Consider the following 21014-nt stretch of genomic DNA (forward strand, 5'->3'; position numbering starts at 1 on the left):
TCAAGCCGGGTCGGTGACGCCCGCCGTGGCCTGGGTTTTCTGGGTTTTCTGGGTTTTCTGGGTTTTATGGGAGAGCCAGAGGCCGCTCGCCTTCATCAGGTAGCCGAACAGCGCACCTATCACCAGGGATGGCAGGATCAGTCGCCACTCTCCCGCCGCTCCGAAGGTGGCGCAGCAACCGGCGAAGGTGCCGGGAATGTAGGAGAGCCACTGCTGCCTGGCCTGCACGCACATCAGGGTCGCCACCACCCCGGTCATCAGGTAGCCCGCCACCCCGGCGCCCCACCAGGCGTCGCCATGGATCAGCAACAGGGCCCACAGCATGCCGCTGGCATTGCACAGCAGGGTCTGCAGCAGCGCCTTGTAGCCGCCGCTGGAGGCGAAGTAGCTGGTGCAGCCGAGGAAGCCGACCCAGGAGATGAGGCCGAGGGTGACGGCGACCCAGCCCCAGACGGCGGAGAGGATCCCGGTCGTGATGGCGATGGCGATCAATGGGCTCATGGCGTGACTCTTCAGTAGTGAAATCCGGAAAAAGGGGAGCCTACCCCGCGCAGGGGGGGCGGCAAGCAGGGGCGGAATTGTGTGTGATCTGCATCACTCATTTCAACTCAGGAATACGCTTGCGCTCGCGAAAAAAATTCATGGTGAGGCGGTCGTGTCTGCACCATAGTTAGAGGCCCTGTCCTGCTCATGGAGTGAGTCTGATGGTGCCAAATGTGATCGTTCCCCTGCTGGTGTTCGTAGTGCTGTTTCTGGTCGGAACCATGGCCAAGGCACTGCCCCTCTATCAGTTCATGTAATTTTCCGTGAAATAAAACTCGGCCGGGGCGGGTCTTATGATTGTTACCCTCATCGCCCCGGGAGTTTTTCCATGTTGCTCAAGCGCCGCTCTGCCCATCACCTCACCGAACAGGATGTCACGCCGGAAGCCGTCTATCAGGATCGTCGCCTGATCCTGAAAGGGCTGGGGCTCGGCGCCGCCACCCTGGCGTTGCCGACCCAGGCCGGGGTGCTCGATCTCTTCTCTGGCGACAAGCCGGCACCGGTCTCCACCCGGGCGCTCAACATCCACGCTGCCGCCCGGCCGGAGGGGCTGATCCTCACGCCGGAGGAGAAGGCCACCACCCACAACAACTTCTACGAGCTCGGCACCGACAAGGGGGATCCGGCCCGCAACGGCCACTACCTCAAACCCGAGCCCTGGACCCTGAAGGTGGAAGGGGAGGTAGCCAAGCCGTTTACCCTGGATGTGTGGGATCTCATCAACAAGAGCACGCTGGAGGAGCGCATCTACCGGCTGCGCTGCGTGGAGGCCTGGTCCATGGTGCTGCCCTGGAGCGGTCTCGCGCTGGCGGACCTCATTCGCCGGGCCGAGCCCACCAGCCGCGCCAGGTTCGTGGCCTTCGAGACTCTCTATGATCCGGAGCAGCTGCCCGGTCAGGCTTCCCGCTCCCTCGGCGGCGGCATCGACTATCCCTATGTCGAGGGGCTACGCATCGACGAGGCGATGCACCCGCTCTCCTTCCTGGCGATGGGGCTCTACGGCAAGGCGCTGCCGGCCCAGAACGGTGCGCCGATCCGGCTGGTGGTGCCCTGGAAGTACGGCTTCAAGAGCATCAAGAGCATCGTCTCCATTCGGCTGGTGGAGGAGATGCCGCCCACTACCTGGAACCTGTTGGCCCCCAACGAATACGGCTTCTACGCTAACGTCAATCCAGCGGTGGATCACCCGCGCTGGAGCCAGGCGAGCGAGCGTTTCATCGGCGAGGGGGGCATCTTCGGCGCCAAGCGCCAGCCGACCCTGATGTTCAATGGCTATGCCGACGAGGTGGCGTCCCTCTATCAGGGCATGGATCTGCGCAAGTGGTATTGAGACGAAAGGAGCTGACATCATGACTCTGCGACTGACGGCGCGTCACATCACCTTGCTGCGGGCGCTGGTACACCTCGCCTCGCTGGGATTTCTGCTCTGGCTGCTGGTGGCCGTGCCCGGCGGCCTGCTGGGAGGGGATCCGGTACAGGGACTGACCCACTATCTGGGCAAGGGGGCGCTCAATCTGCTGTTGCTCACCCTGCTGGTGTCGCCGCTGGCCAAACGCTGGCGGCAGGGGCAGATCATCAAGCTGCGCCGCCCGCTCGGGCTCTGGTGCGCCGCCTGGGCCGGTCTGCACTTTATGGTCTGGCTGGGGCTGGATCTGCAGTTTGACTGGCGGCTGATTGGCGGCGAGCTGGTCAAGCGCAGTTATATCGTGGTGGGGATGGTGGCGCTGCTGTTGCTGCTGGCGCTCAGCTTCACCTCGATCCCGGCCCTGCTGCGGCGCATGGGGCCGGCCTGGCAGAAGCTGCACAACTGGATCTATGCGGTGGCCCTGCTGGTGCCGGTGCACTACTGGTGGTCGCTCAAGAGCGGCTGGCAGGAGCCGCTCATCTATCTGCTGCTGGCCTGCGCCCTGCTGGTGCCGCGCCGTGACAAGCTGCTGCGCCCCTGGCGCCGGCTTCGGCCGCAGAAACTGAGGGAGGCATGAGGCCGGCAGTGCGCCGCCCCGGCAACCTGCCATAAAAAAGAGGCCTAGTCGGCCTCTTTTTTGATGTCACCCGTATGGGCGTCCACCAGGAGTCGCACCCGCTGCCCCTGGGCATCCAGGGTTTCCACCTCGAATTTGTCCCCTTCCAGCTCCACTTCCCGAATGTCGTGATACCCTTGGGCCACCAGCAGCTTGACCAGACCGGCCATGTCGAGACGGCTTTCGGCCGCCCAGCCGAGGGTGGAGAAGAGGCAAAGGATCAGCAGGAAACTGCGTCGGATCATATTCATTCCGGATTCATGGCTGGCAGACTATAAACGGCATTATGTTAGGTTTTGGGAGATGAATCATCCATGAATAGAGCCCTGTCTCTGCTTGGGTTGCTGCTGCCGGCACTGGCACAGGCGGCCACGCCGAACGAGGCCTTGCTGCAGCAGGCGGTCAGCGAGGGACGGGTGCGCCCCTTTCATGAGGTGATGGAGGTGGCTTCTCGCCTGCCGGTACGGGTGCTGCGGGTCGATCTGGGGGAGGAGGACGGCATCTGGCTGTACGAACTCAAGCTGATCGACAGCGAGAACAGCGTCATCAAGGTGGGCTATCGGGCCGACAACCTGGAGATGGTGTGGCTCAAGGGTCACCATCTGGAGCGGCTGTTCGAACCGCGTCCGCCCCCGGAAGAGGAGTAACGGCGTGAGCCCGCGAACCCACCGTCCGGTTCGTCCCCCCAACCGCCGCCGGTACCGGCACAACCCTGCTTTGGATACCCATTTATGCGAATTCTGATAGTTGAAGATGAGAAGACCCTGGCTGGCCAGCTGGCGGAACAGCTGCGCCTGTCCGGTTTCGTGACCGACCTCTGCCACGACGGCAACGAGGCCGGCTTTCTCGGCGAGACCGAACCCTACGACGCCATCATTCTGGATCTCGGTCTGCCGGGCCGCGACGGCCTGAGCGTACTGAAAGAGTGGCGCAGCAAGGGGATCGACACCCCGGTGCTGGTGCTGACCGCCCGTGGCCAGCTGCACGAGAAGATCGAGGGGCTCAACGCCGGGGCCGACGACTACCTCACCAAGCCGTTCCAGGTGGCCGAGCTGGTGGCCCGGGTCCATGCCCTGGTGCGGCGGGCGGCGGGCAACGCCAGCTCGATCCTGGAGATCGGCGGGGTGCGGCTCGACATGGCGGCCTCCCAGGTGTGGTACGAAGGCACCCCCATCAAGCTGACCGCCCACGAATTCCGGGTGCTCGGCTATCTGATGCAGCACAGGGGCAAGGTGGTGTCGCGCAGCGAGCTGATCGACCACATCTACGCCCAGGATTTCGACCGCGACTCCAACACGGTGGAGGTGTTCATCGGCCGGATCCGCAAGAAGACCCACGCCGATCTCATCGAGACGGTGCGCGGTCTTGGCTACCGGATCAACGAATGAACCAGCTCTTGATGCCCCCTTGCGCAGGAGTGGCTGAATGAGGCTGGTGCGCACCCTGCGGGGGCGGCTGGTGGTCATCGCCATGGTCTGGTGCGGCCTGTTCCTGTTTGCCACCGGCTTCAGCCTGCAGACCATGATGCGCAACTACTGGCAGGAGGCGGAGGCCGACGGCCTGCGTCTGCAGCTCTACGATCTGCTCTCCCGCCTCGAGATCCAGCCGGATGGCCTGCCGGTGGTCACCGAACCCATGGCCGATCCCCGCTTCCGCCAGCCCTACTCCGGTTACTACTGGCAGCTGGAGCTGGGGGAGAGCGTGGTCAGCCGCTCCCGCTCCCTGTGGGATGTGCACCTCGACGTGCACGGCCTGAAGTCGGCCTTCGGCGACCCTGATCTGTTCGTCGGCAAGGGGCCCAACAAGGAGCCACTGCTGATCATGACCCGAACCGTGCTGCTGCCCGGTTCGGATCGGGTGTTCACCCTGGTGATGGCCAAGGACAGCAGCGCCCTGACCCAGACCCTGAAGAAAACCCGCATCAGCCTGTTCCTCGGCCTCGGCTTTGCCGCGACCGGGCTGGTGCTCGGCTTCATGTTCCAGATCGTCTACGGCCTGCGGCCGCTGCATCTGTTGCGGCGCGAATTGAGCCGGGTCCATCAGGGCCATCAGGAGGGGTTCCGGCTGCGCTATCCGCTGGAGATCCAGCCGCTGGTGGAGGACATCAACCGACTGCTGCACCACTACGGCGAGCTGCTGCAGCGGGCCCGCTCCCACACCGGCAACCTGGCCCACGCCCTCAAGACGCCGCTCAGCATCATGCGCAATCAGGTGGCCCAGCTGCCACCGGAGGATCAGGCCGCCCTCGGCGAGCAGCTCGATCAGATCCAGCGCCACATCGACTACCACCTCGGCAAGGCGAGGGTGACCGGCGCCGCCAAGATCCTCGGGGTGTCGACCCCGGTGCGGGCGCGGGTGGAGTACATCTGCCGCGCCTTCTCCCGCCTCTATCCGGGCCGGGAAGTGGACCTGCAGGTGCCGGCCACCCTGGCGGTCGGGGTGGAGGAGCAGGACTTCGACGAGATGGTGGGCAACCTGCTGGAGAACGCCTTCAAGTGGTCGGCCGGCCGGCTGCGCATCTCCAGCGCCGAGCTGGGGGGCTGGATCACCCTGCGCATCGAGGATGACGGCCCCGGCATGAGCGAGGATCAGATCGCCAAGGCGGTGCTGCGCGGGGTGCGCCTCGACGAGAAGGTGCCGGGCTCGGGCCTGGGTCTCAACATCGTCTCCGATCTGGCGGAAGCTTACCGCGGCAGCCTCATCATGGGACGCGCCGAACTGGGCGGGCTGGCTGCTTCCCTCTCGCTGCCCAAGGTGGCAAGAGTGGAGAGCTAGGCATAAGATATGGCACCTGTTTTAGCCTGAGGAAGAGAACCATGACCGATGATCCATGGGCACTGTGTCACCTCGACGATTCGTTCGATGCCTCCGTGCTGGGCACCAAGGGGGCCCAGATCCAGTGGTTTGAGGATCGCGACAGCCTGATTGCCTTCCTGCTGGAAGATTTCGTCGACCTGTTGGCCGACGTGGGCGAGCTGGATGAGGATCAGACCGAGCGGGCGCGCGAGCGCTTCACCCTGCTGGTGGAGCAGAGCTTCGACGATCGCGGCCTGATGGACGCCATCAACGATCTCGCCTCCGGCCTGCGCCGCATCGCCTGGCTGGGGCCGCTCTCCGAGCTGGCCGAGCTGAGCGATGACTTCGCCTCCGGCCTGCGCCGCTATTTCTGGAGCCAGTACGACGGGGATGAAGATGACCCGGATGCCTGGGTGCCGGAAGAACTCTGGCCCCAGCTGGTGGAGTGTGCGGAAGAGTACATGGTGGAAGGGGACTTCTAAGCCACCTGGTCTGCGCTCTGGCTGCAAGGCGGGTGGAGTATGCGGAAGAGTAGATGGTTGAGAGTGACTTCTTAGTCACACCACAAACCGCGATAAGAAAACGGCGCCTTGATGGCGCCGCTTTTGTTGCTCAGTCCTCTGCTCAGGCGTTGGCCGGCACCGCATGGGCGGTGTTGACCGGGGCCGGGCCCTGGTACTTCTCGATCTGCAGCTGGGCCATGTGACCGCAGTTGCCCTGCGCCAGGCTGGAGGTGCCCTCGTCGAAGGTGAGGCAGTTGACGTTGCCGTTCTTGCACAGGCTTCCCGCCTCGCCCGGTTTGGCCGGATCGAACCAGGCCCCTTCGCACACCCGCACCACCCCCGGGCGGATGTCGGTCGAGAGCAGGGCCCCCACCAGGATCTGGCCGCGGTCGTTGAAGGCCCGCACCAGATCGCCATCCTGGATGCCGCGCGCCTTGGCGTCGTCCGGGTGGATCAGGATCGCCTCGCGATCGGCGATGGCGAACTTGTCCCGCAGCGGGGTGTTGTCGAGCTGGGAGTGCAGCCGCTGGGTCGGGTGGGAGGTGTTGAGCGACAGTGGATAGCGGGTCGCCTCCTTGCTCTTGATCCACTCCTTGGGTTCATACCACTTGGGATGGCCGGCGCAGTCGGCATAGCCCATGCCGGCCACCGTGCTGGAGAAGATCTCGATCTTGCCGGACGGGGTCCCGAGCGGGTTGAGCAGCGGGTTCTCACGGAAATCGGCGTGACGGATCCACTGGCGGTTCGCCTCGGGCACCGGGAAGCGGATGTAGTTGTTGGACTCCCAGAACATGTTGAACGGCGGCAGCGCCACCCGGGCGCCGCGGGCCTGGGCGGCCATGCCGTCGTACATCTGCTTGAGCCACAGCATCTCGTCCTTGCCTTCGGTGTACTGCTCCTGCAGGCCCAGCTTGGCGGCCACGTCGCGGAAGATGTCGAAGTCGTTGCGCGCCTCGAACTGGGGCGGCACGCACTGGTGCATCGGGAAGACGTAGCGCTGGGAGTAGTCGCCGCCCATCTCCAGATCGTTGCGCTCGTAGCTGGTGGTGGCCGGCAGGACGATGTCGGCGTGCTTGGCGGTGGCGGTCCAGTAGGGCTCGTGCACGATCACGGTCTGCGGCTTGCGCCAGGCCTTGACCAGGTTGTTGGTGTCCTGGTGGTGGTGGAAGGGGTTGCCGCCCGCCACGTAGACCAGCTTGATGTCCGGGTAGGTCACCTTGCGGCCGTTGAAGTCGATGGTCTTGCCGGGGTTGGCCAGACAGTCGGCGATGCGGGCCACCGGGATCGGCGCCGGCCCGTTCTTCGGTGCATTGCCGGCGGAGATGCCCGCCAGGATGCCGCCCTTGGCGGTGGGGCTGCCACCGGAAGAGTAGTGGTAGCTGAAGCCGTAACCGCCGCCCGGCAGGCCGATCTGGCCCAGCATAGCGGCCAGGGTGACCAGCATCCAGTTGGGTTGCTCGCCGTGCTGCTGCCGCTGCATGCCCCAGCCCGCCATGATCATGGTGCGCTTGGACGCCATGTCGAGGGCCAGTTGGCGGATCACCTTGGCATCGACGCCGCAGATGGTGCTCGCCCACTCGGCGCTCTTCGGCTGGCCGTCTTCCTTGCCGAGCAGATAGGTCAGGAACTTGTCGAAGCCGGTGGTGTAGCGGTCGAGGAAGGCTTGATCGTGCTTCTGCTCGCTGTAGAGGGTGTGGGCCACCCCCAGCATCATGGCTACGTCTGTGTAGGCGTTCGGCGCAATCCACTCGGCCCCCGCCAGCTTGGCGGTTTCGTTGTAGACAGGGTCGATGCTGATGATGCGGGTGCCTTTATCTTTCAGCGCCTTGAAGCCGGCCTGACCCTCGTGATCCGGCATGTTCCAGCTGTTCTTCAGGGTGACCTGGGCGTTGACCCCCCACAGCACCACCAGTTCGGCGTGCTCGATGACGTTGGGCCAGGCGGTCTGCTGCTCATATACCTCGATTGAACCCATCACGTGGGACATGATCACCTGGGCGGCGCCGGCGGAGTAGTCGCCGGCATAGCCGGTGAAGCCGCCCGCCAGGTTCATCAGGCGGTGCAGCAGGGTGCGGCTGTTGTGGAACATGCCGACACTCTTCCAGCCGTAGGAACCGGCGTGGATCGCCTGCGGGCCGAAGTCGCTCTGCACCCGGCTGATTTCGCCGGCCACCAGGGCGATGGCCTTCTCCCAGCTTACCCGCACCCACTCGTCGGCGCCGCGCAGCTCGGGTTTGGCTCCCGGGCCCTGCTCCAGCCAGCTCTTGCGCACCATGGGGTACTTGATGCGGTTCTTGGCGTGGACCTGGAACGGCGCCATGTCGATGAGATCGTTGGGGGCCGGATCATCGGCCACCGGCTGGACCCGCACCATGCGGCCCTCTTCGACGATGGCCTCGAAAGCCCCCCAGTGGGCACCGGTGAGGATGCCTTTCTGGGCGGGCACCAGGGTCGGGAACTGTTCAAGGGCCGTACTGATGGCCTGGGCCAGCGCACTCTTCGGGAAGACGCCGGCCAGCAGCGGCAGGGCGGCGCAGGCGCCCAGCCCCTTGAGCAGGTTGCGGCGGGAGAGATTGGTTTGCTTATCGGTAAAAAAAGTCATGACGATTTCCTCTGTGCCAGCCTTAGTGCGCCGCGTTCATGTCACTGGCATGTTTCTGGACGTATTGGGTCAACATGCGTGCCTGTTCCGGGGTCAGGGAGGTGCGTGATTCCATCCCCTTGATGACGCCGATCCACTGGTTGGCGTTGAAATGATCCAGTGCGGTGAGGCCGTGGCAGCCGGTACAGTTGTTGGACATCAGGGTGGAGGCGTACTGCCACAGCTTGCCCTGATCGCCGATGAGCTGGCTCTGATCCACCCAGGCGGTCAGGCTGACCTGATGCCAGGTGAGGTTGGTGGCGCTGTCGGTTTCGCTCTTGCCGGTGGTGAGCTGCGCCTTGGCCTTGTCGCCGAGCAGGGTGCTCAGGATGCGCTTGCCGGGGGCGGCGTAGAACACCTCGCTAACCCCGTCCTGCTGCCAGCCGTCGATGCGCACCTGGGCACGGCCGTTGTCGTTGGCCAGCACTTCCACCTGGGTGGAGGGCATCAGGGTGCCTTCGTCAGTCTTGGCGCCGGCATCCAGATAGAGCGGGGTGGTGGCGATGGCGTAACGGGTGGTGACGTTGGCCGGGGTCTGGGCGGCGGCTTGCGCCAGCTCGCTGGCACCGGCGGCGGCCAGGCCGCTCATGTCGGGCATGATGTGGGCGACGCCGCGGTGGCAGTCGATGCAGGTCTGGCCCTCCTTGATGGCGACCGGGTGCTCTGCGCGGGCGTTGGGGCGCTGAGCCAGGATGTCCATCGCCGCGTAGCTGTGGCAGCTGCGGCAGGTAGCGGAGTCGTTGGCCTTCAGCTCGTCCCACACCGACTGCGCCATGCGCAGCTTGTGGGCCTCGTATTTCTCCGGCGTGTCGAGGGTGCCGATCGCCTCGTGATAGATGTCTTTCACGGCGCGGATCTTGGTCCACAGATAGGAGGTGGGATCACCCGGAATATGGCAGTCGGCGCACTCGGCGCGGATGCCCTTCACGTTCAGGAAGTGGACGCTGCCCTGATACTCGGCCAGCGGGGTCTGCATGGAGTGGCAGGAGACGCAGAACTCGGTGGAACTGGTCTTGTGCATGACGGTCACCGTGACCCCCAGCGCTGCAACGCCCAAGAGGGCTCCGAGCAGCAGTAGCCAGAACCAGGTTTTTCTCAACAGTTTTCCAAGCATGACGGCGTTTTCCTACGTTCAAATATTACCAATATAGTAGTATCCATGGAGAGGTAGTTGATTGACCTCTATCATGATTTATATTTTGTATTGTTATTTTAAATGCAATTATTATTTTGTTATTTATCATTTAACTGAATTTAATTTAACATCCTGCGATTTTACCGTCTTTTTGCTCCTCGTTTGAGGCGTAATTGATGCCGCTGCGCCACTTTCTCTCCACTTTTTATCGTTGGGCCATGACTCCCTGCGCCTGTGCAGTAGCCTGTCGTCTCGCGCCTGGCAGGGGCTTGGGCTTTGCCCTGGGCCCGGTATATACTGTTCGAATATACAGTGTTCAGGTGTTTGCCATGCGACTCTTTATCGCCGAGAAGCCCAGTCTGGGGCGCGCCATTGCCGACGTGCTGCCCAAACCCCACAAGAAGGGGGAGGGCTTCATCGAAACCGCGCAGGGGGATGTAGTGACCTGGTGCATCGGCCACCTGCTGGAGCAGGCCGAGCCCGATGCCTACGATGCCGCCTACAAGCAGTGGCGCATGGAATCCCTTCCCATCATCCCGAGCCAGTGGCAACTGGTGGCCAAGCCGAAGACCAAGACCCAGCTCACCGTCATCAAGCGCCTGCTCAAGCAGGCCGACTGCGTGGTCAACGCCGGTGACCCGGACCGGGAGGGGCAGCTGCTAGTGGACGAGGTGATCGATTTTCTCGGCTATGGCAAAACCCGGCCGGTGCTGCGCTGTCTCATCAGCGATCTCAACCCGCCGGCAGTGCGCCGCGCCCTCGACAAGCTCAGAGACAACAAGGAGTTCGTGCCGCTGGCGGTATCGGCGCTGGCCCGCAGCCGGGCCGACTGGCTCTACGGCATCAACATGACCCGCGCCTATACCCTGCTTGGTCGCAAGGGGGGCTGCAGCGAGCTGCTCTCGGTCGGCCGGGTACAGACACCGCTACTGGGGCTGGTGGTAAGGCGGGATCTCGAGATAGAAGCCTTCGTGCCCAAACCCTTCTTCGAGGTGCTGGCCCATCTACAGACCGAAGGCAACGAGCGTTTCAGCGCCAAGTGGCTGCCTTCCGAGGCCTGCCTGCCCTGGCAGGACGAGGAGGGGCGGGTGCTCAGCCGGGCACTGGCCGCCAAGGTGGTGGAGCGGATCCAGGGTCAACCCGCACTGGTGGAAGAGGTGGAGGAGCAGGCCCGCAAGCAGGCGGCGCCGCTGCCCTACAACCTCTCCAGCCTGCAGATCGATGCCGCCAAGCGGTTCGGCATGGACGCCAAGCGGGTGCTGGACGTCTGCCAGAGCCTCTATGAACGGCACAAGCTCATCACCTACCCCAGATCCGACAGCCGCCATCTGCCGAGCGAGCACTTCAATCGGGCCGGCCAGGTGCGGGAGGCCATCGCCAGCACGGCGCCGGCGCTGGCCAGGGCGGTAAGCGAAGCGGACGGCAAGATCCGCAGCAAGGCGTGGAACGACAGCAAGGTGGATGCCCACCACGCCATCATCCCCACCGAGAAGCACGGCAACGAGGGGAGCCTGAGTGGCGATGAAGCCAGGCTGTATGGCCTGATTGCCCGCCAGTATCTGCTGCAGTTCTACCCGCCGTTCGAGTACAACGACAGCAAGGTGCTGCTGCGCATCGCCGGCGGGCAGTTTCAGGCCAAGGCGCGGCGGATCCTCAAGGCGGGCTGGAAGGCGCTGCTGGGGGTGGAGGAAGATGACGAGGAGGAGGCGGGAACCCTGCCTGCCCTGCGTCAGGGCGAGCAGCTGCTGTGCGAGCGGGGGGAGTTGCTGGAGAAGATGACCCAGCCCCCCAAGTCGTTCACCGATGCCACCCTGCTGGCCGCCATGACCGGCATCGCCTGCTACGTGCAGGATCCCGAGATCCGCAAGACCCTGCGCGAAACCGACGGCCTCGGCACCGAGGCGACCCGGGCCGGCATCATCGACTTGCTGTTCAAGCGCCGCTTTCTGGTGCGCCAGGGCAAGAGCATCAAGGCGACCCCGACCGGGCGGGCATTGATCCAGGCCCTGCCGGCCACGGCCACCACCCCGGACATGACGGCGCTGTGGGAGCAGCACCTCGGCCGGATTGCCGAGCGGCAGGCGAGCTATCAGCAGTTCATGGGGCCGCTCACCGAGCAGTTGAACGGTTTGATCGACGGCGCCAGGCAGGATTCGGGGGCCAGCTTCAGCGCCCTGCCCAAGGCGGCGCCCGGGGCCGACAAGCGTCGCTTCACCAAACGCAAGCGCAGCCCGGAGAGTGGTGGCACGACGGGGGCAGGCAAGCGGGGGAGCAAGCGGCCAGCCCGGGCCGCCTGATAAAAAAACGCCCCTGTCGGGGCGCAAAAAGGCATTGTCGTCAGGCGTCGGCCAGTCTGGCGCGACTCAAATTCAGGTAGTGCCAGGCAACGCCGAGCAGCACCAGATCCTTGAAAATGAAAAACTCGGTGACCGGCACTCCGTCGACCAGCTTCCAGACGCCCGGCAGGGTCAGCAGAAAGCTGAGGGTCACGAGGAAGGTCAGGATGGCCCCCAGGCTGCTCCAGTAGCCCAGACGTGGCCGCCACAGGCCGACAATCAGGCCGCAGGCGATCAGGATCTCGACCAGCCCGATCAGATTGGAGACCGCCTGCTCCGAGAGCACGGCATAGAGCCAGCTCATCAGCGGGTGGCTTGCCACCAGCGGCCGGATGGCCGCCGCCTCGGTCGGTGTGAACTTGAACACGCCGATCCAGAGCAGGGTCAGTACCACCCCCGCGAGGGCGATCAGAAAACCTCGGTCATGGCGTTCCATTTCTGCTCCTCTGTCAGGGGGTGAGCGTGACGGGCGGAAAGTCGATGTCGGTTTCCGCCAGATGATTGCCGTAGTTGGTCAGGGTATTGATGACCACCTGCCCCAGCACCTCCATCATCAGCTCATCATCCACGCCCGCCGCCCGGGCGGCGGCCAGTTGCGCATCGCTGATGACGCCGCGCTGGGTGACCAGGGCGACCGCTAGCTGCAACAGGGCGTGATCGAGCGGATCCGTCGCCTGGGCGAGACGGGCAGCCCGGATGGCGTCGTCATCGAAACCGGCCCGGCCAGCCAGCAGGGTGTGGGCCGACAGGCAGTACTGGCAGGCGTTGGCCTGACCGATGGCCAGTGCCAGCAGCTCCCGCTGGCGGGCGCTGAGCCGCCCCTTGCCCAGCGCGTCGGCAAAGCCGAGCAGACCGTTGAGCAGGGCCGGTGAGTGGGCCAGGGTTGCGTAGAGGTTGGGGACCATGCCCAGGCTGCTTTTAAGAGCGGCGAAGGTGGGGGCGGCTGCCGGTTTGGGCTGCACGACGGCGTGAATGCGACTCATGATGTGCTCCTATTTGGGTTGGGTACGGGAGACACTATGCCGGTTTTAATGGTACGGTTTATCACCCAGAGTCCATCATTGACTACCAGGCGTCTCAAATATGGATCCACTCTCGATATTGCTGGCCCATGCCGCTCCCCAGGCCAGTCTCTTTTTCGCCGGCAACCTGTGTCAGCACTCTCACAGCAGCGACTATCCCGCCGGCGGCCATCTGCACTTGTTGCGCCGTGGCGAACTGCTGCTGCGCGAAGAGGGGGGTGAACCCCTGTTGCTGACCGAGCCGACCCTGATCCTCTACGCCAGGGGGCAGGCTCACAGGCTCGAACCCCGCCAGCTGGCGGGCTGCGACCTGGTGTGTGCCAGCGTGTCGTTCGGGCCGGCAGGAGACTCACCACTGCAGCTGGCGTTGCCGGATACCTTGGTGCTGCCGTTGCAGACGATCCCGGCCATTGCGCCGGTACTGACCCTGCTGTTCGAGGAGGCCTTCGCCGAGCGTTACGGTCAGCCGCCGATCCTCTCCCGTCTGCTGGAAGTGCTGCTGATCCTCTTGCTGCGCCATCTGGTGGAACAGGGGATCTGTCGGCAGGGGATGTTGGCCGGTCTCTCCGACCCGCGACTGGCACGGGCCATCGCGGTCATGCATCAGCGCGGGGACGAGCCCTGGACGGTGGCGACCCTGGCGCGGGAGGCGGGCATGTCGCGCGCCCGCTTCGCCGCTCATTTTCAGGCGCTGACCGGGCAGACGCCGCTGGACTATCTGACGCGCTGGCGGATGGTGCTGGCCAGTCAGCAACTGCTGGCGGGGGAGTCCATTACCCAGGTGGCGCTGGGGGCGGGGTACAGCGGGGGCACCGCCTTCGGGCGGGCGTTCGAGCGGGAGTTTGGCATGAGCCCGGGGCGCTGGCTCAAGGCGCGGCAGCGCGAGTGACCGGGGCCGCGACGGGCCCCGGTGTCATCAGCCGGTGTAGACTGTCTCTTCCGGGTACTTGATGCGGGTTTCGACCGGGCGAGCCAGCATGAAGGCCAGAGTGAGCGGGCCGAGACGACCGCAGATCATCACCAGCACCAGGATGAGCTTGCCAGGCTCGCTCAGGGTGGCGGTGATGCCGGTGGAGAGCCCCACGGTGGCAAACGCCGAGATGGTCTCGAACATGATCTTGTCGAAGGGCAACTGCTCGGTGAGCATCAGCAGGAACATGGCCAGCATCAGCACCATGGTGCTGACCATGATGATGGCCAGCGATCGGGTCACTATCTGGGACGAGAGGGTGCGGCCAAAGGCGGTGACGTGGGGGCGCTTGGTCAGAAACGCCTTGGTCGCCAGCAGCACCACCGCGAAGGTGGTCACCTTGATACCGCCACCGGTGGAGGTGGCACCCGCCCCGATGAACATCAGCATCATCAGAAACAGCAGGGCGGCCGGGGTCATCAGGCCGATGTCGATGGTGTTGAAACCCGCGGTACGGGCGCTGGCAGACTGGAAGAAGGCCGCCAGCCACTGGCCGCCAAAGGAGACCTTGCCGAGGGTGCCAGGGTTGTTGTGCTCCAGCAGCCAGAACATCAGGGTTCCCAGCAGCAGCAGGCCCGGGGTCATGATCAGCATCAGCTTGCTGTGCAGCTTGAGCTTGCGCCAGCGGCGGTTGCGCACCAGATCGACGATGACGGTAAAGCCGATCCCGCCGAGGATCAGCAGACCGGCGATGGTCAGGCTGATGACGGGGTCGTCCCGGTAGTCCATGAGATTGTTGGCAAACAGCGAGAAGCCGGCGTTGTTGAAGGCCGATACCGCGTGGAAGAAACTGACGTAGAGGCCGCGCTCCCACCCCATCTCGGGCACCCAGCGAATGGCCATCAGGGCGGTGCCGATGAGCTGGGCGATGAAGGCGAACAGCACGATGCGCTTCACCAGCTGAATGATGTTGACCGAGCCCTCCTGGCCCAGCGCCTCCTTGGCCAGCACCTGCTGGCGCAGGCCGACCCGTTTGCTGAACATGGCGATGAGCAGCAGGGTCATGGTCATCTGGCCCAGGCCGCCAATCTCCATCAGCATCAGCAGGAAGATCTGCCCCTGCAGGGTGAAGGCGGTACCGGTGTCCACCACCCCGAGCCCGGTCACGCTGATGGCCGAGGTGGCGGTGAACAGGGCATTGATGAAGCTCACCTGGCCGTTGTGGCTGGAAGGCTGCACCAGAAACAGGGTGCCGATCAGCAGGATGACCAGAAAACTGCCGAGGATCAGCTTGGCTTCACTCCAGCGGGACTCATCTTCCCGCTGCAGGGCAAAGGCGTAGCTGCTGCGCCAGCGGGTCATAGGGTTTCCAGCCAGTGGTCGATGGCGTGCTTGTTGCCGGCCAGGATCAGGATGTCACCCAGCTGCAGCTCCATCTTGCCGGTCAGCACGTTGTGCAGGGTTTCGCCACGCTTGATGGCGAGCAGCTGGAATTCGCTCTGCTGCAGCAGATGGAAGTCGCTGAGGGCCCGACCGTTCAACTGCAGGCCGATGACGAACTCGGTCAGCACCATGTCGTGACCCAGCTCCAGATAGTCGAACAGCCGGTTATCCAGCATGCTCTGGGCGACCCGACGACCCATGTCCCACTCCGGGTTGATCACCTTGTCGGCACCCACCTTTTGCAGGATCTTGGCGTGGAACTTGTCGCGCGCCTTGACCCAGACCTTCTTCACCCCCGCCTCCTTGAGGACGAGGGTGGTGAGTATGCTGGTCTCGAGGTTGTCACCGATGGCGACGAAGACGATGTCGAAGTCGGCCAGGCCCAGCTCGGCGACGGTGGCCTCGTCGGTGGCGTCGGCCACGATGACGTGGTTGCAGAGGGTGGCGATCTGGCGGGTCTTGCTCTCGTCGATGTCAATCGCCAGCACCTCGGCATCCTGGCGCTGCAGCTCTTCACACAGCGCGCTGCCAAACAGCCCCAGGCCGATGACGGCAAATTGGTTGTTCATGAGTACTTCCTCAAGAGTCGGAGCGGGATACTCTACTCCAGCTATATGAGTCCGAAAAGAGGGCGGGATTTTTCGTCCGGCGGCAATATAAGGTAGACTGCCCGCTTGCCATTGTCGGAACACGCAGATGAAACTCACCCCGCACGCCTCCCTGTTGACGCTCAACACCCTCGCCCTCGATGCCCACTGCCACTGGCTGGCCGAAGTGGAGCAAACCGACGACCTGCCGCAGCTGGTTGCCAACGCCGAGCTGGCCGGCTTGCCGCGGCTGGTGCTGGGCGGTGGCAGCAACGTGCTGTTTTGCGATGACTTCGCCGGGGTGGTGGTGCTCAACCGGCTCAAGGGGATAGCGCTGCACGACGAGGGGGATCACTGGCTGCTGCACGTGGCCGCCGGCGAGAACTGGCACGAGCTGGTGTGCCACACCCTGCAGCAGGGCTGGTACGGTCTCGAAAACCTGGCGCTCATCCCCGGCACGGTCGGGGCGGCGCCGGTGCAGAACATCGGTGCCTACGGGGTCGAACTGGCCAGCGTCTGTGCCTACGTCGAGGCGTTCAACTGGCAGAGCGGCGAGATGGAGCGCCTCGCCGCGGCTGACTGCCGCTTCGGCTATCGCGACAGCATCTTCAAGCACGACTATCAGGACAGCCACTTCATCACTGCGGTCGGTCTGCAACTGGCCAAGGCCTGGCAACCAAGCCAGGGCTATGGTCCGCTGGCCGCACTGGGCGAACAGCCCTCGGCACAGGCCATCTTCGACACCGTCTGCGCCACCCGCATGGCCAAGCTGCCGGATCCGGCCGTGCTCGGCAACGCGGGCAGCTTCTTCAAGAACCCGGTGGTGCCTGCCGCGCTGGCGACGTCGCTCAAGCTGAAATATCCCCAGATGCCGCTCTATCCGGCTGGTGAAGGGCTGGCCAAGCTGGCCGCGGGCTGGCTCATCGACCAGTGCGGCCTCAAGGGCTTTGCCATCGGCCGCGCCGCCGTCCATCAGGAGCAGGCGCTGGTGCTGGTCAATCTGGGCGGCGCCAGCGCCATGGAGCTGATCGCGCTGGCGGCCCACGTGCGTGACAGCGTGGAGCAGAAATTCGGGGTGGTGCTGGAGCACGAAGTGCGCTTCATGGGCCGCCGTGGTGAAACTTGGCTCGACGAGGTACTGGCATGACCCTGACTCCCATCCGGCAAACTCTGATCTCCCTGCTCAGCGACGGGCAGTTCCACTCCGGTGAGCAGCTTGGCGAGCAGCTCGGCATCAGTCGGGCGGCGGTCAGCAAGCACATGGCGGCTCTCAAGGAGCTGGGGCTGGATCTCTTCAGCCTGACCGGCAAGGGGTACCGGCTGGCGGTGCCGATGGCGCTCTATGACGAAGAGCAGCTGCAGGCGCTGGCGCCCATGGCACCGGTGCACTGCTTCCCGGTCATCGACTCCACCAACCAGTACCTGCTGGAGCGGGTCAACCAGCTGCAGTCGGGCGAGAGCTGCCTGGCCGAGTGCCAGACCGCCGGGCGCGGCCGGCGCGGCAAGCCCTGGGTTTCTCCCTTCGGCTGCCAGCTGATCTTGAGCATGTACTGGCGGCTGGAGCAGGGCATGGCGGCCGCCATGGGGCTGAGTCTGGCGGTCGGGGTGGCCGTGGTGCAGACGCTGGAGTCCCTCGGTTATCCGGGCGTTGAGCTCAAGTGGCCCAACGATCTCTACTATCAGGGCCGCAAGCTGGCGGGGATCCTGGTGGAGATGAGCGGTAGTGCCGGCGCCAGCTGCCACCTGGTGATCGGGGTCGGCCTCAACCTGGCGATGCCGAGCCGGGAGGCGGAGCGGATCGATCAGGCCTGGTCCGAATTGCGCCACATCCAGCCGGAACTGGTGGATCGCAATCTGCTGGGCGGCCGGGTGATTGAACATCTGCAGCAGGCCATGCTCACCTTCGAACAGGAGGGGCTCGCCAGCTTCGTGGCGGACTGGAACCGACTCGACCATTTCGCCGGCCGGCCGGTACGACTGCTGATGGGCGAGCAGGAGATCCGCGGCGTGGCGCGCGGCATAGATGATCGCGGTGCGCTGCGGCTGGAGACGGAGGAGGGGATCAAGTTCTATCTGGGCGGGGAGATCTCCCTGCGTCGGGGCGACTGATGACGGCGCTGACCGTCACCCAATGAAGAGAGGGCCTGCGGGCCCCCTCTTCATTGATGCGTGAGCTGCCGCCGTTACTTGCGCAGCTTGATCTGCTCGATGGCGTGCTCGTTGCCCTTGGTCAGGATCAGGTTGGCCCGCTCCCGGGTAGGCAGGATGTTCTCTTTCAAATTCAGATAGTTGATATCTTGCCAGATGTTGCTGGCGATCTTGGTCGCCTCGCTCTCGGCCAGCTTGGCGTAGTGGTGGAAGTAGGAGTCCGGATCCGAGAAGGCGCCGCTGCGAAACTTGAGGAAACGCTCGATATACCAGGTGCGCAGCAGTTCGGCGTCGGCATCCACATAGATGGAGAAGTCGACGAAGTCCGATACGAAGACGCGGTGCGGATCCTGCGGGTAGTCCATGCCGCTTTGCAGCACATTGAGCCCTTCCAGGATCAGGATGTCCGGCTGCTCCACCACCTTCTTCTCATCCGGAATGATGTCGTAGATGAGATGGGAGTAAACGGGGGCCTCGACTTTCTCGTGGCCGGCGCGGATGTTGGCGACAAACTCCACCAGATGGCGGATGTCGTAGGACTCCGGGAACCCCTTGCGGCGCATCAGGCCGCGCTCTTCCAGCACCTTGTTGGGGTAGAGAAAGCCGTCGGTGGTGACCAGCTCCACCCGCGGGTGCTCCGGCCAGCGCTCCAGCAGCGCCTGCATGATGCGCGCCGTGGTGCTCTTGCCGCCTGCCACACTGCCGGCGATGCTGATGATGTAGGTGCCCTTGCCGCGAGACTGACCGAGGAACTGTTCCAGCACCCGGCTGCGGCGCTGCTTGGCCTTGACGTAGAGATTGAGCAGACGGGAGAGGGGCAGATAGATCTCTTCCACCTCCTGCAATGACACCTTCTCGTTGATCCCGCGCAGGGTCTGCAGATCGTGCTCGGTCAGGGTCAAAGGGACCGAGTCGCGCAATAACGCCCATTGTTCGCGGGTGAATTGCAGATAGGGGTTATGCTCTGTCGTCATGGTGTCGTCACTGTTTCTTGGGCAGGGCGACCATACACCAAGGGGGGCGGGAGCGACAAGAGAAGCGACGGTTTCGAGCGGAGAGTGAGTCCTTTTTTGCCTGGTTCCTGGCAATAATGCACATTTTGCAAGGCGCAATGGTTGCATCCCCAAAATCCTTACCATAAAATGCGCGACGCTTAGATGTCTGTCGTCTATTTGCCCAGCAAAAGCGACAAATCAACGGGTGCAAGCAGAATTACCGTTGTGACATTGACGTAACGGAGGGGTTCCCGAGCGGCCAAAGGGATCAGACTGTAAATCTGACGGCTCTGCCTTCGAAGGTTCGAATCCTTCTCCCTCCACCATATTTCTCTGCGGTTTGAGTTCTTTGGGTTAGAGAAATGCGGGCATCGTATAATGGCTATTACCTCAGCCTTCCAAGCTGATGATGCGGGTTCGATTCCCGCTGCCCGCTCCAAGATGCTGATTGGCTCAGGCGATAGCAGAGTCACACCCTAGGGTGAGTTCGGCAATCGAACCAGCCTGTCAGCACCAGCCTCTCTTCCCTACCAGATTCAAATCCATCATATAAACTGTTCTGTGGTTAGCTTGCCACCGCGTACTCAGCGTTAGTTTAGAGGGACGATCATGTCTAAAGAAAAATTTGAGCGTAATAAACCGCACGTTAACGTGGGTACCATCGGCCACGTTGACCACGGTAAAACCACCCTGACCGCCGCCATCACCAACGTGCTGGCCAAGCACTTCGGTGGTAAAGCTTTCGCCTTCGACCAGATCGACAAGGCGCCGGAAGAGCGTGAGCGTGGTATCACCATCAACACCTCCCACGTAGAATACGACACCGCTACCCGTCACTACGCCCACGTAGACTGCCCGGGTCACGCCGACTACGTTAAAAACATGATCACCGGTGCTGCCCAGATGGACGGCGCGATCCTGGTAGTAGCAGCGACTGACGGCCCGATGCCGCAGACTCGTGAGCACATCCTGCTGGGTCGTCAGGTAGGCGTTCCGTACATCATCGTGTTCATGAACAAGTGCGACATGGTAGATGACGAAGAGCTGCTGGAACTGGTCGAGATGGAAGTTCGCGAACTGCTGTCCGAGTACGACTTCCCGGGTGATGACCTGCCGGTGGTACGTGGTTCCGCACTGAAAGCGCTGGAAGGCGAAGCTCAGTGGGAAGAGAAGATCCTGGAACTGGCTGGCCACCTGGACACCTACATTCCGGAGCCGGAGCGCGCAATCGACCAGCCGTTCCTGATGCCGATCGAAGACGTATTCTCCATCGCAGGCCGTGGTACCGTAGTAACTGGTCGTGTAGAGCGCGGTATCGTTAAAGTTGGTGAAGAAGTGGAAATCGTTGGTATCAAAGATACCACCAAGACCACCTGTACCGGCGTTGAAATGTTCCGCAAACTGCTGGACGAAGGTCGCGCAGGTGAGAACGTTGGCGCGCTGCTGCGTGGCGTGAAGCGTGAAGACGTAGAGCGTGGTCAGGTACTGGCCAAGCCGGGCACCATCAAGCCGCACACCAAGTTCGAATCTGAAGTGTACGTACTGTCCAAAGAAGAAGGTGGTCGTCACACCCCGTTCTTCAAAGGCTACCGTCCGCAGTTCTACTTCCGTACAACCGACGTGACCGGTACCATCGAACTGCCGGAAGGCGTAGAGATGGTAATGCCGGGCGACAACATCAAGATGGTTGTTACCCTGATTGCGCCGATCGCGATGGACGACGGCCTGCGTTTCGCCATCCGTGAAGGTGGCCGTACCGTAGGTGCTGGTGTTGTAGCTAAAGTTATCGCTTAATCTTTGGCTTACATAAATAAAGCAAAGCCCCTATAATAGGGGCTTTCTTATGCAGGGGCGTAGTTCGAATTGGTAGAACAGCGGTCTCCAAAACCGATGGTTGCGGGTTCGAGTCCTGCCGCCCCTGCCATATACCTCGT

At 63.4% G+C, this 21014-nt stretch carries 20 protein-coding genes and 3 tRNA genes; 14 read left to right on the plus strand and 9 right to left on the minus strand.

Annotation, left to right across the window (positions count from 1 at the left end; all coding sequences use genetic code 11):
• Positions 1-501 carry a DUF1097 domain-containing protein gene (locus I6L38_RS20725; protein ID WP_201885269.1) on the minus strand — a complete coding sequence of 167 codons (501 nt, stop codon included), beginning with the start codon at positions 499-501 and terminating at the stop codon, positions 1-3.
• Positions 502-871: 370 nt separating this feature from the next.
• Between I6L38_RS20725 and msrP the strand changes: the two genes are divergently transcribed.
• Together msrP and msrQ are read left to right on the plus strand one after the other, a co-directional pair.
• On the plus strand, positions 872-1873 hold the full coding sequence (gene msrP / locus I6L38_RS20730; protein WP_201885268.1) for a protein-methionine-sulfoxide reductase catalytic subunit MsrP: 1002 nt from the start codon (positions 872-874) through the stop codon (positions 1871-1873).
• 19 nt (positions 1874-1892) lie between these two features.
• Positions 1893-2525, plus strand: coding sequence for a protein-methionine-sulfoxide reductase heme-binding subunit MsrQ (msrQ, locus tag I6L38_RS20735; RefSeq protein ID WP_201885267.1), 633 nt, complete (start codon positions 1893-1895; stop codon positions 2523-2525).
• Between the two features lie 44 nt (positions 2526-2569).
• Here the strand turns inward: msrQ and I6L38_RS20740 are convergent, their stop codons facing one another.
• Positions 2570-2815 carry a PepSY domain-containing protein gene (locus I6L38_RS20740; RefSeq protein WP_010635834.1) on the minus strand — a complete coding sequence of 82 codons (246 nt, stop codon included), beginning with the start codon at positions 2813-2815 and terminating at the stop codon, positions 2570-2572.
• Positions 2816-2878: 63 nt separating this feature from the next.
• Here I6L38_RS20740 and I6L38_RS20745 point away from each other — a divergent pair, with 63 nt between their 5' ends.
• The 4 genes from I6L38_RS20745 to I6L38_RS20760 all read left to right on the plus strand — a co-directional run bounded on the left by I6L38_RS20745 (position 2879) and on the right by I6L38_RS20760 (position 5842).
• On the plus strand, positions 2879-3211 hold the full coding sequence (locus I6L38_RS20745; protein WP_011707718.1) for a PepSY domain-containing protein: 333 nt from the start codon (positions 2879-2881) through the stop codon (positions 3209-3211).
• Positions 3212-3295: 84 nt separating this feature from the next.
• Positions 3296-3952 (plus strand): response regulator transcription factor, encoded by a 657-nt coding sequence (locus I6L38_RS20750; RefSeq protein ID WP_005306366.1) that lies wholly within the window; start codon positions 3296-3298, stop codon positions 3950-3952.
• A 37-nt stretch (positions 3953-3989) separates the two neighbouring features.
• Positions 3990-5339: a sensor histidine kinase gene (locus I6L38_RS20755; protein ID WP_005306363.1), complete on the plus strand. Its 1350-nt coding sequence runs from the start codon at positions 3990-3992 to the stop codon at positions 5337-5339.
• Positions 5340-5380: 41 nt separating this feature from the next.
• Positions 5381-5842: a hypothetical protein gene (locus I6L38_RS20760; protein ID WP_010635837.1), complete on the plus strand. Its 462-nt coding sequence runs from the start codon at positions 5381-5383 to the stop codon at positions 5840-5842.
• 142 nt (positions 5843-5984) lie between these two features.
• Here the strand turns inward: I6L38_RS20760 and torA are convergent, their stop codons facing one another.
• Both torA and I6L38_RS20770 read right to left on the minus strand, forming a co-directional pair.
• Positions 5985-8465: a trimethylamine-N-oxide reductase TorA gene (gene torA / locus I6L38_RS20765; protein WP_017781183.1), complete on the minus strand. Its 2481-nt coding sequence runs from the start codon at positions 8463-8465 to the stop codon at positions 5985-5987.
• Between the two features lie 22 nt (positions 8466-8487).
• A complete protein-coding gene (locus I6L38_RS20770; protein WP_201880988.1) occupies positions 8488-9618 on the minus strand; it encodes a NapC/NirT family cytochrome c in 1131 nt (376 codons plus the stop codon).
• Between the two features lie 350 nt (positions 9619-9968).
• On the opposite strand from I6L38_RS20770, the gene I6L38_RS20775 reads away from it, so the two are divergent.
• On the plus strand, positions 9969-11936 hold the full coding sequence (locus I6L38_RS20775) for a DNA topoisomerase III (protein WP_201885266.1): 1968 nt from the start codon (positions 9969-9971) through the stop codon (positions 11934-11936).
• A 40-nt stretch (positions 11937-11976) separates the two neighbouring features.
• On the opposite strand, the gene I6L38_RS20780 is transcribed toward I6L38_RS20775, so the two are convergent.
• Positions 11977-12411: a DUF417 family protein gene (locus tag I6L38_RS20780; protein ID WP_095591600.1), complete on the minus strand. Its 435-nt coding sequence runs from the start codon at positions 12409-12411 to the stop codon at positions 11977-11979.
• 13 nt (positions 12412-12424) lie between these two features.
• On the minus strand, positions 12425-12958 hold the full coding sequence (locus tag I6L38_RS20785; RefSeq protein WP_005306347.1) for a carboxymuconolactone decarboxylase family protein: 534 nt from the start codon (positions 12956-12958) through the stop codon (positions 12425-12427).
• A 100-nt stretch (positions 12959-13058) separates the two neighbouring features.
• Here I6L38_RS20785 and I6L38_RS20790 point away from each other — a divergent pair, with 100 nt between their 5' ends.
• The gene (locus I6L38_RS20790; protein ID WP_095591599.1) at positions 13059-13886 is read left to right on the plus strand and encodes an AraC family transcriptional regulator; all 828 of its coding nucleotides are present in this window, start codon (positions 13059-13061) and stop codon (positions 13884-13886) included.
• A 27-nt stretch (positions 13887-13913) separates the two neighbouring features.
• Here the strand turns inward: I6L38_RS20790 and I6L38_RS20795 are convergent, their stop codons facing one another.
• Together I6L38_RS20795 and I6L38_RS20800 are read right to left on the minus strand one after the other, a co-directional pair.
• Positions 13914-15269, minus strand: coding sequence for a TrkH family potassium uptake protein (locus tag I6L38_RS20795; protein ID WP_005306341.1), 1356 nt, complete (start codon positions 15267-15269; stop codon positions 13914-13916).
• Positions 15266-15919: a TrkA family potassium uptake protein gene (locus tag I6L38_RS20800; protein ID WP_005306338.1), complete on the minus strand. Its 654-nt coding sequence runs from the start codon at positions 15917-15919 to the stop codon at positions 15266-15268. Before I6L38_RS20800 ends, I6L38_RS20795 begins: the two co-directional genes overlap by 4 nt.
• 127 nt (positions 15920-16046) lie before the next feature.
• Between I6L38_RS20800 and murB the strand changes: the two genes are divergently transcribed.
• Together murB and birA are read left to right on the plus strand one after the other, a co-directional pair.
• Complete coding sequence (murB, locus tag I6L38_RS20805) at positions 16047-17084, plus strand: UDP-N-acetylmuramate dehydrogenase (protein ID WP_201880978.1); 1038 nt, start codon at positions 16047-16049, stop codon at positions 17082-17084.
• Positions 17081-18046 carry a bifunctional biotin--[acetyl-CoA-carboxylase] ligase/biotin operon repressor BirA gene (birA, locus tag I6L38_RS20810; RefSeq protein ID WP_201880970.1) on the plus strand — a complete coding sequence of 322 codons (966 nt, stop codon included), beginning with the start codon at positions 17081-17083 and terminating at the stop codon, positions 18044-18046. Before murB ends, birA begins: the two co-directional genes overlap by 4 nt.
• Before the next feature lie 74 nt (positions 18047-18120).
• On the opposite strand, the gene coaA is transcribed toward birA, so the two are convergent.
• Complete coding sequence (coaA, locus tag I6L38_RS20815; RefSeq protein WP_005306328.1) at positions 18121-19059, minus strand: type I pantothenate kinase; 939 nt, start codon at positions 19057-19059, stop codon at positions 18121-18123.
• Between the two features lie 262 nt (positions 19060-19321).
• Between coaA and I6L38_RS20820 the strand changes: the two genes are divergently transcribed.
• The 4 genes from I6L38_RS20820 (at position 19322) to I6L38_RS20835 (ending at position 21004) form a co-directional block, all read left to right on the plus strand.
• Positions 19322-19406: transfer RNA gene (locus tag I6L38_RS20820), tRNA-Tyr, on the plus strand.
• A 38-nt stretch (positions 19407-19444) separates the two neighbouring features.
• A tRNA-Gly gene (locus I6L38_RS20825) sits at positions 19445-19519 on the plus strand.
• 170 nt (positions 19520-19689) lie between these two features.
• A complete protein-coding gene (tuf, locus tag I6L38_RS20830) occupies positions 19690-20874 on the plus strand; it encodes an elongation factor Tu (RefSeq protein ID WP_005306325.1) in 1185 nt (394 codons plus the stop codon).
• A 53-nt stretch (positions 20875-20927) separates the two neighbouring features.
• Positions 20928-21004: transfer RNA gene (locus tag I6L38_RS20835), tRNA-Trp, on the plus strand.
• The last annotated feature ends 10 nt before the right edge of the window (positions 21005-21014 follow it).

The sequence above is a fragment of the Aeromonas sp. FDAARGOS 1408 genome, from assembly GCF_019048665.1.
GTDB classification, from domain to species: domain Bacteria; phylum Pseudomonadota; class Gammaproteobacteria; order Enterobacterales; family Aeromonadaceae; genus Aeromonas; species Aeromonas dhakensis.

Excerpts from the sequence above, each read along its gene's own strand:
- tuf (WP_005306325.1), top strand. The coding sequence starts at position 19,690 with ATGTCTAAAGAAAAATTTGAGCGTAATAAACCGCACGTTAACGTGGGT.
- I6L38_RS20750 (WP_005306366.1), top strand. The coding sequence starts at position 3,296 with ATGCGAATTCTGATAGTTGAAGATGAGAAGACCCTGGCTGGCCAGCTG.
- I6L38_RS20795 (WP_005306341.1), bottom strand. The coding sequence starts at position 15,269 with ATGACCCGCTGGCGCAGCAGCTACGCCTTTGCCCTGCAGCGGGAAGAT.
- I6L38_RS20760 (WP_010635837.1), top strand. The coding sequence starts at position 5,381 with ATGACCGATGATCCATGGGCACTGTGTCACCTCGACGATTCGTTCGAT.
- murB (WP_201880978.1), top strand. The coding sequence starts at position 16,047 with ATGAAACTCACCCCGCACGCCTCCCTGTTGACGCTCAACACCCTCGCC.
- birA (WP_201880970.1), top strand. The coding sequence starts at position 17,081 with ATGACCCTGACTCCCATCCGGCAAACTCTGATCTCCCTGCTCAGCGAC.
- I6L38_RS20780 (WP_095591600.1), bottom strand. The coding sequence starts at position 12,411 with ATGGAACGCCATGACCGAGGTTTTCTGATCGCCCTCGCGGGGGTGGTA.
- coaA (WP_005306328.1), bottom strand. The coding sequence starts at position 19,059 with ATGACGACAGAGCATAACCCCTATCTGCAATTCACCCGCGAACAATGG.
- I6L38_RS20790 (WP_095591599.1), top strand. The coding sequence starts at position 13,059 with ATGGATCCACTCTCGATATTGCTGGCCCATGCCGCTCCCCAGGCCAGT.
- I6L38_RS20800 (WP_005306338.1), bottom strand. The coding sequence starts at position 15,919 with ATGAACAACCAATTTGCCGTCATCGGCCTGGGGCTGTTTGGCAGCGCG.
- I6L38_RS20745 (WP_011707718.1), top strand. The coding sequence starts at position 2,879 with ATGAATAGAGCCCTGTCTCTGCTTGGGTTGCTGCTGCCGGCACTGGCA.
- I6L38_RS20755 (WP_005306363.1), top strand. The coding sequence starts at position 3,990 with ATGAGGCTGGTGCGCACCCTGCGGGGGCGGCTGGTGGTCATCGCCATG.
- I6L38_RS20775 (WP_201885266.1), top strand. The coding sequence starts at position 9,969 with ATGCGACTCTTTATCGCCGAGAAGCCCAGTCTGGGGCGCGCCATTGCC.
- I6L38_RS20725 (WP_201885269.1), bottom strand. The coding sequence starts at position 501 with ATGAGCCCATTGATCGCCATCGCCATCACGACCGGGATCCTCTCCGCC.
- torA (WP_017781183.1), bottom strand. The coding sequence starts at position 8,465 with ATGACTTTTTTTACCGATAAGCAAACCAATCTCTCCCGCCGCAACCTG.
- I6L38_RS20740 (WP_010635834.1), bottom strand. The coding sequence starts at position 2,815 with ATGAATATGATCCGACGCAGTTTCCTGCTGATCCTTTGCCTCTTCTCC.
- msrQ (WP_201885267.1), top strand. The coding sequence starts at position 1,893 with ATGACTCTGCGACTGACGGCGCGTCACATCACCTTGCTGCGGGCGCTG.
- I6L38_RS20770 (WP_201880988.1), bottom strand. The coding sequence starts at position 9,618 with ATGCTTGGAAAACTGTTGAGAAAAACCTGGTTCTGGCTACTGCTGCTC.
- I6L38_RS20785 (WP_005306347.1), bottom strand. The coding sequence starts at position 12,958 with ATGAGTCGCATTCACGCCGTCGTGCAGCCCAAACCGGCAGCCGCCCCC.
- msrP (WP_201885268.1), top strand. The coding sequence starts at position 872 with ATGTTGCTCAAGCGCCGCTCTGCCCATCACCTCACCGAACAGGATGTC.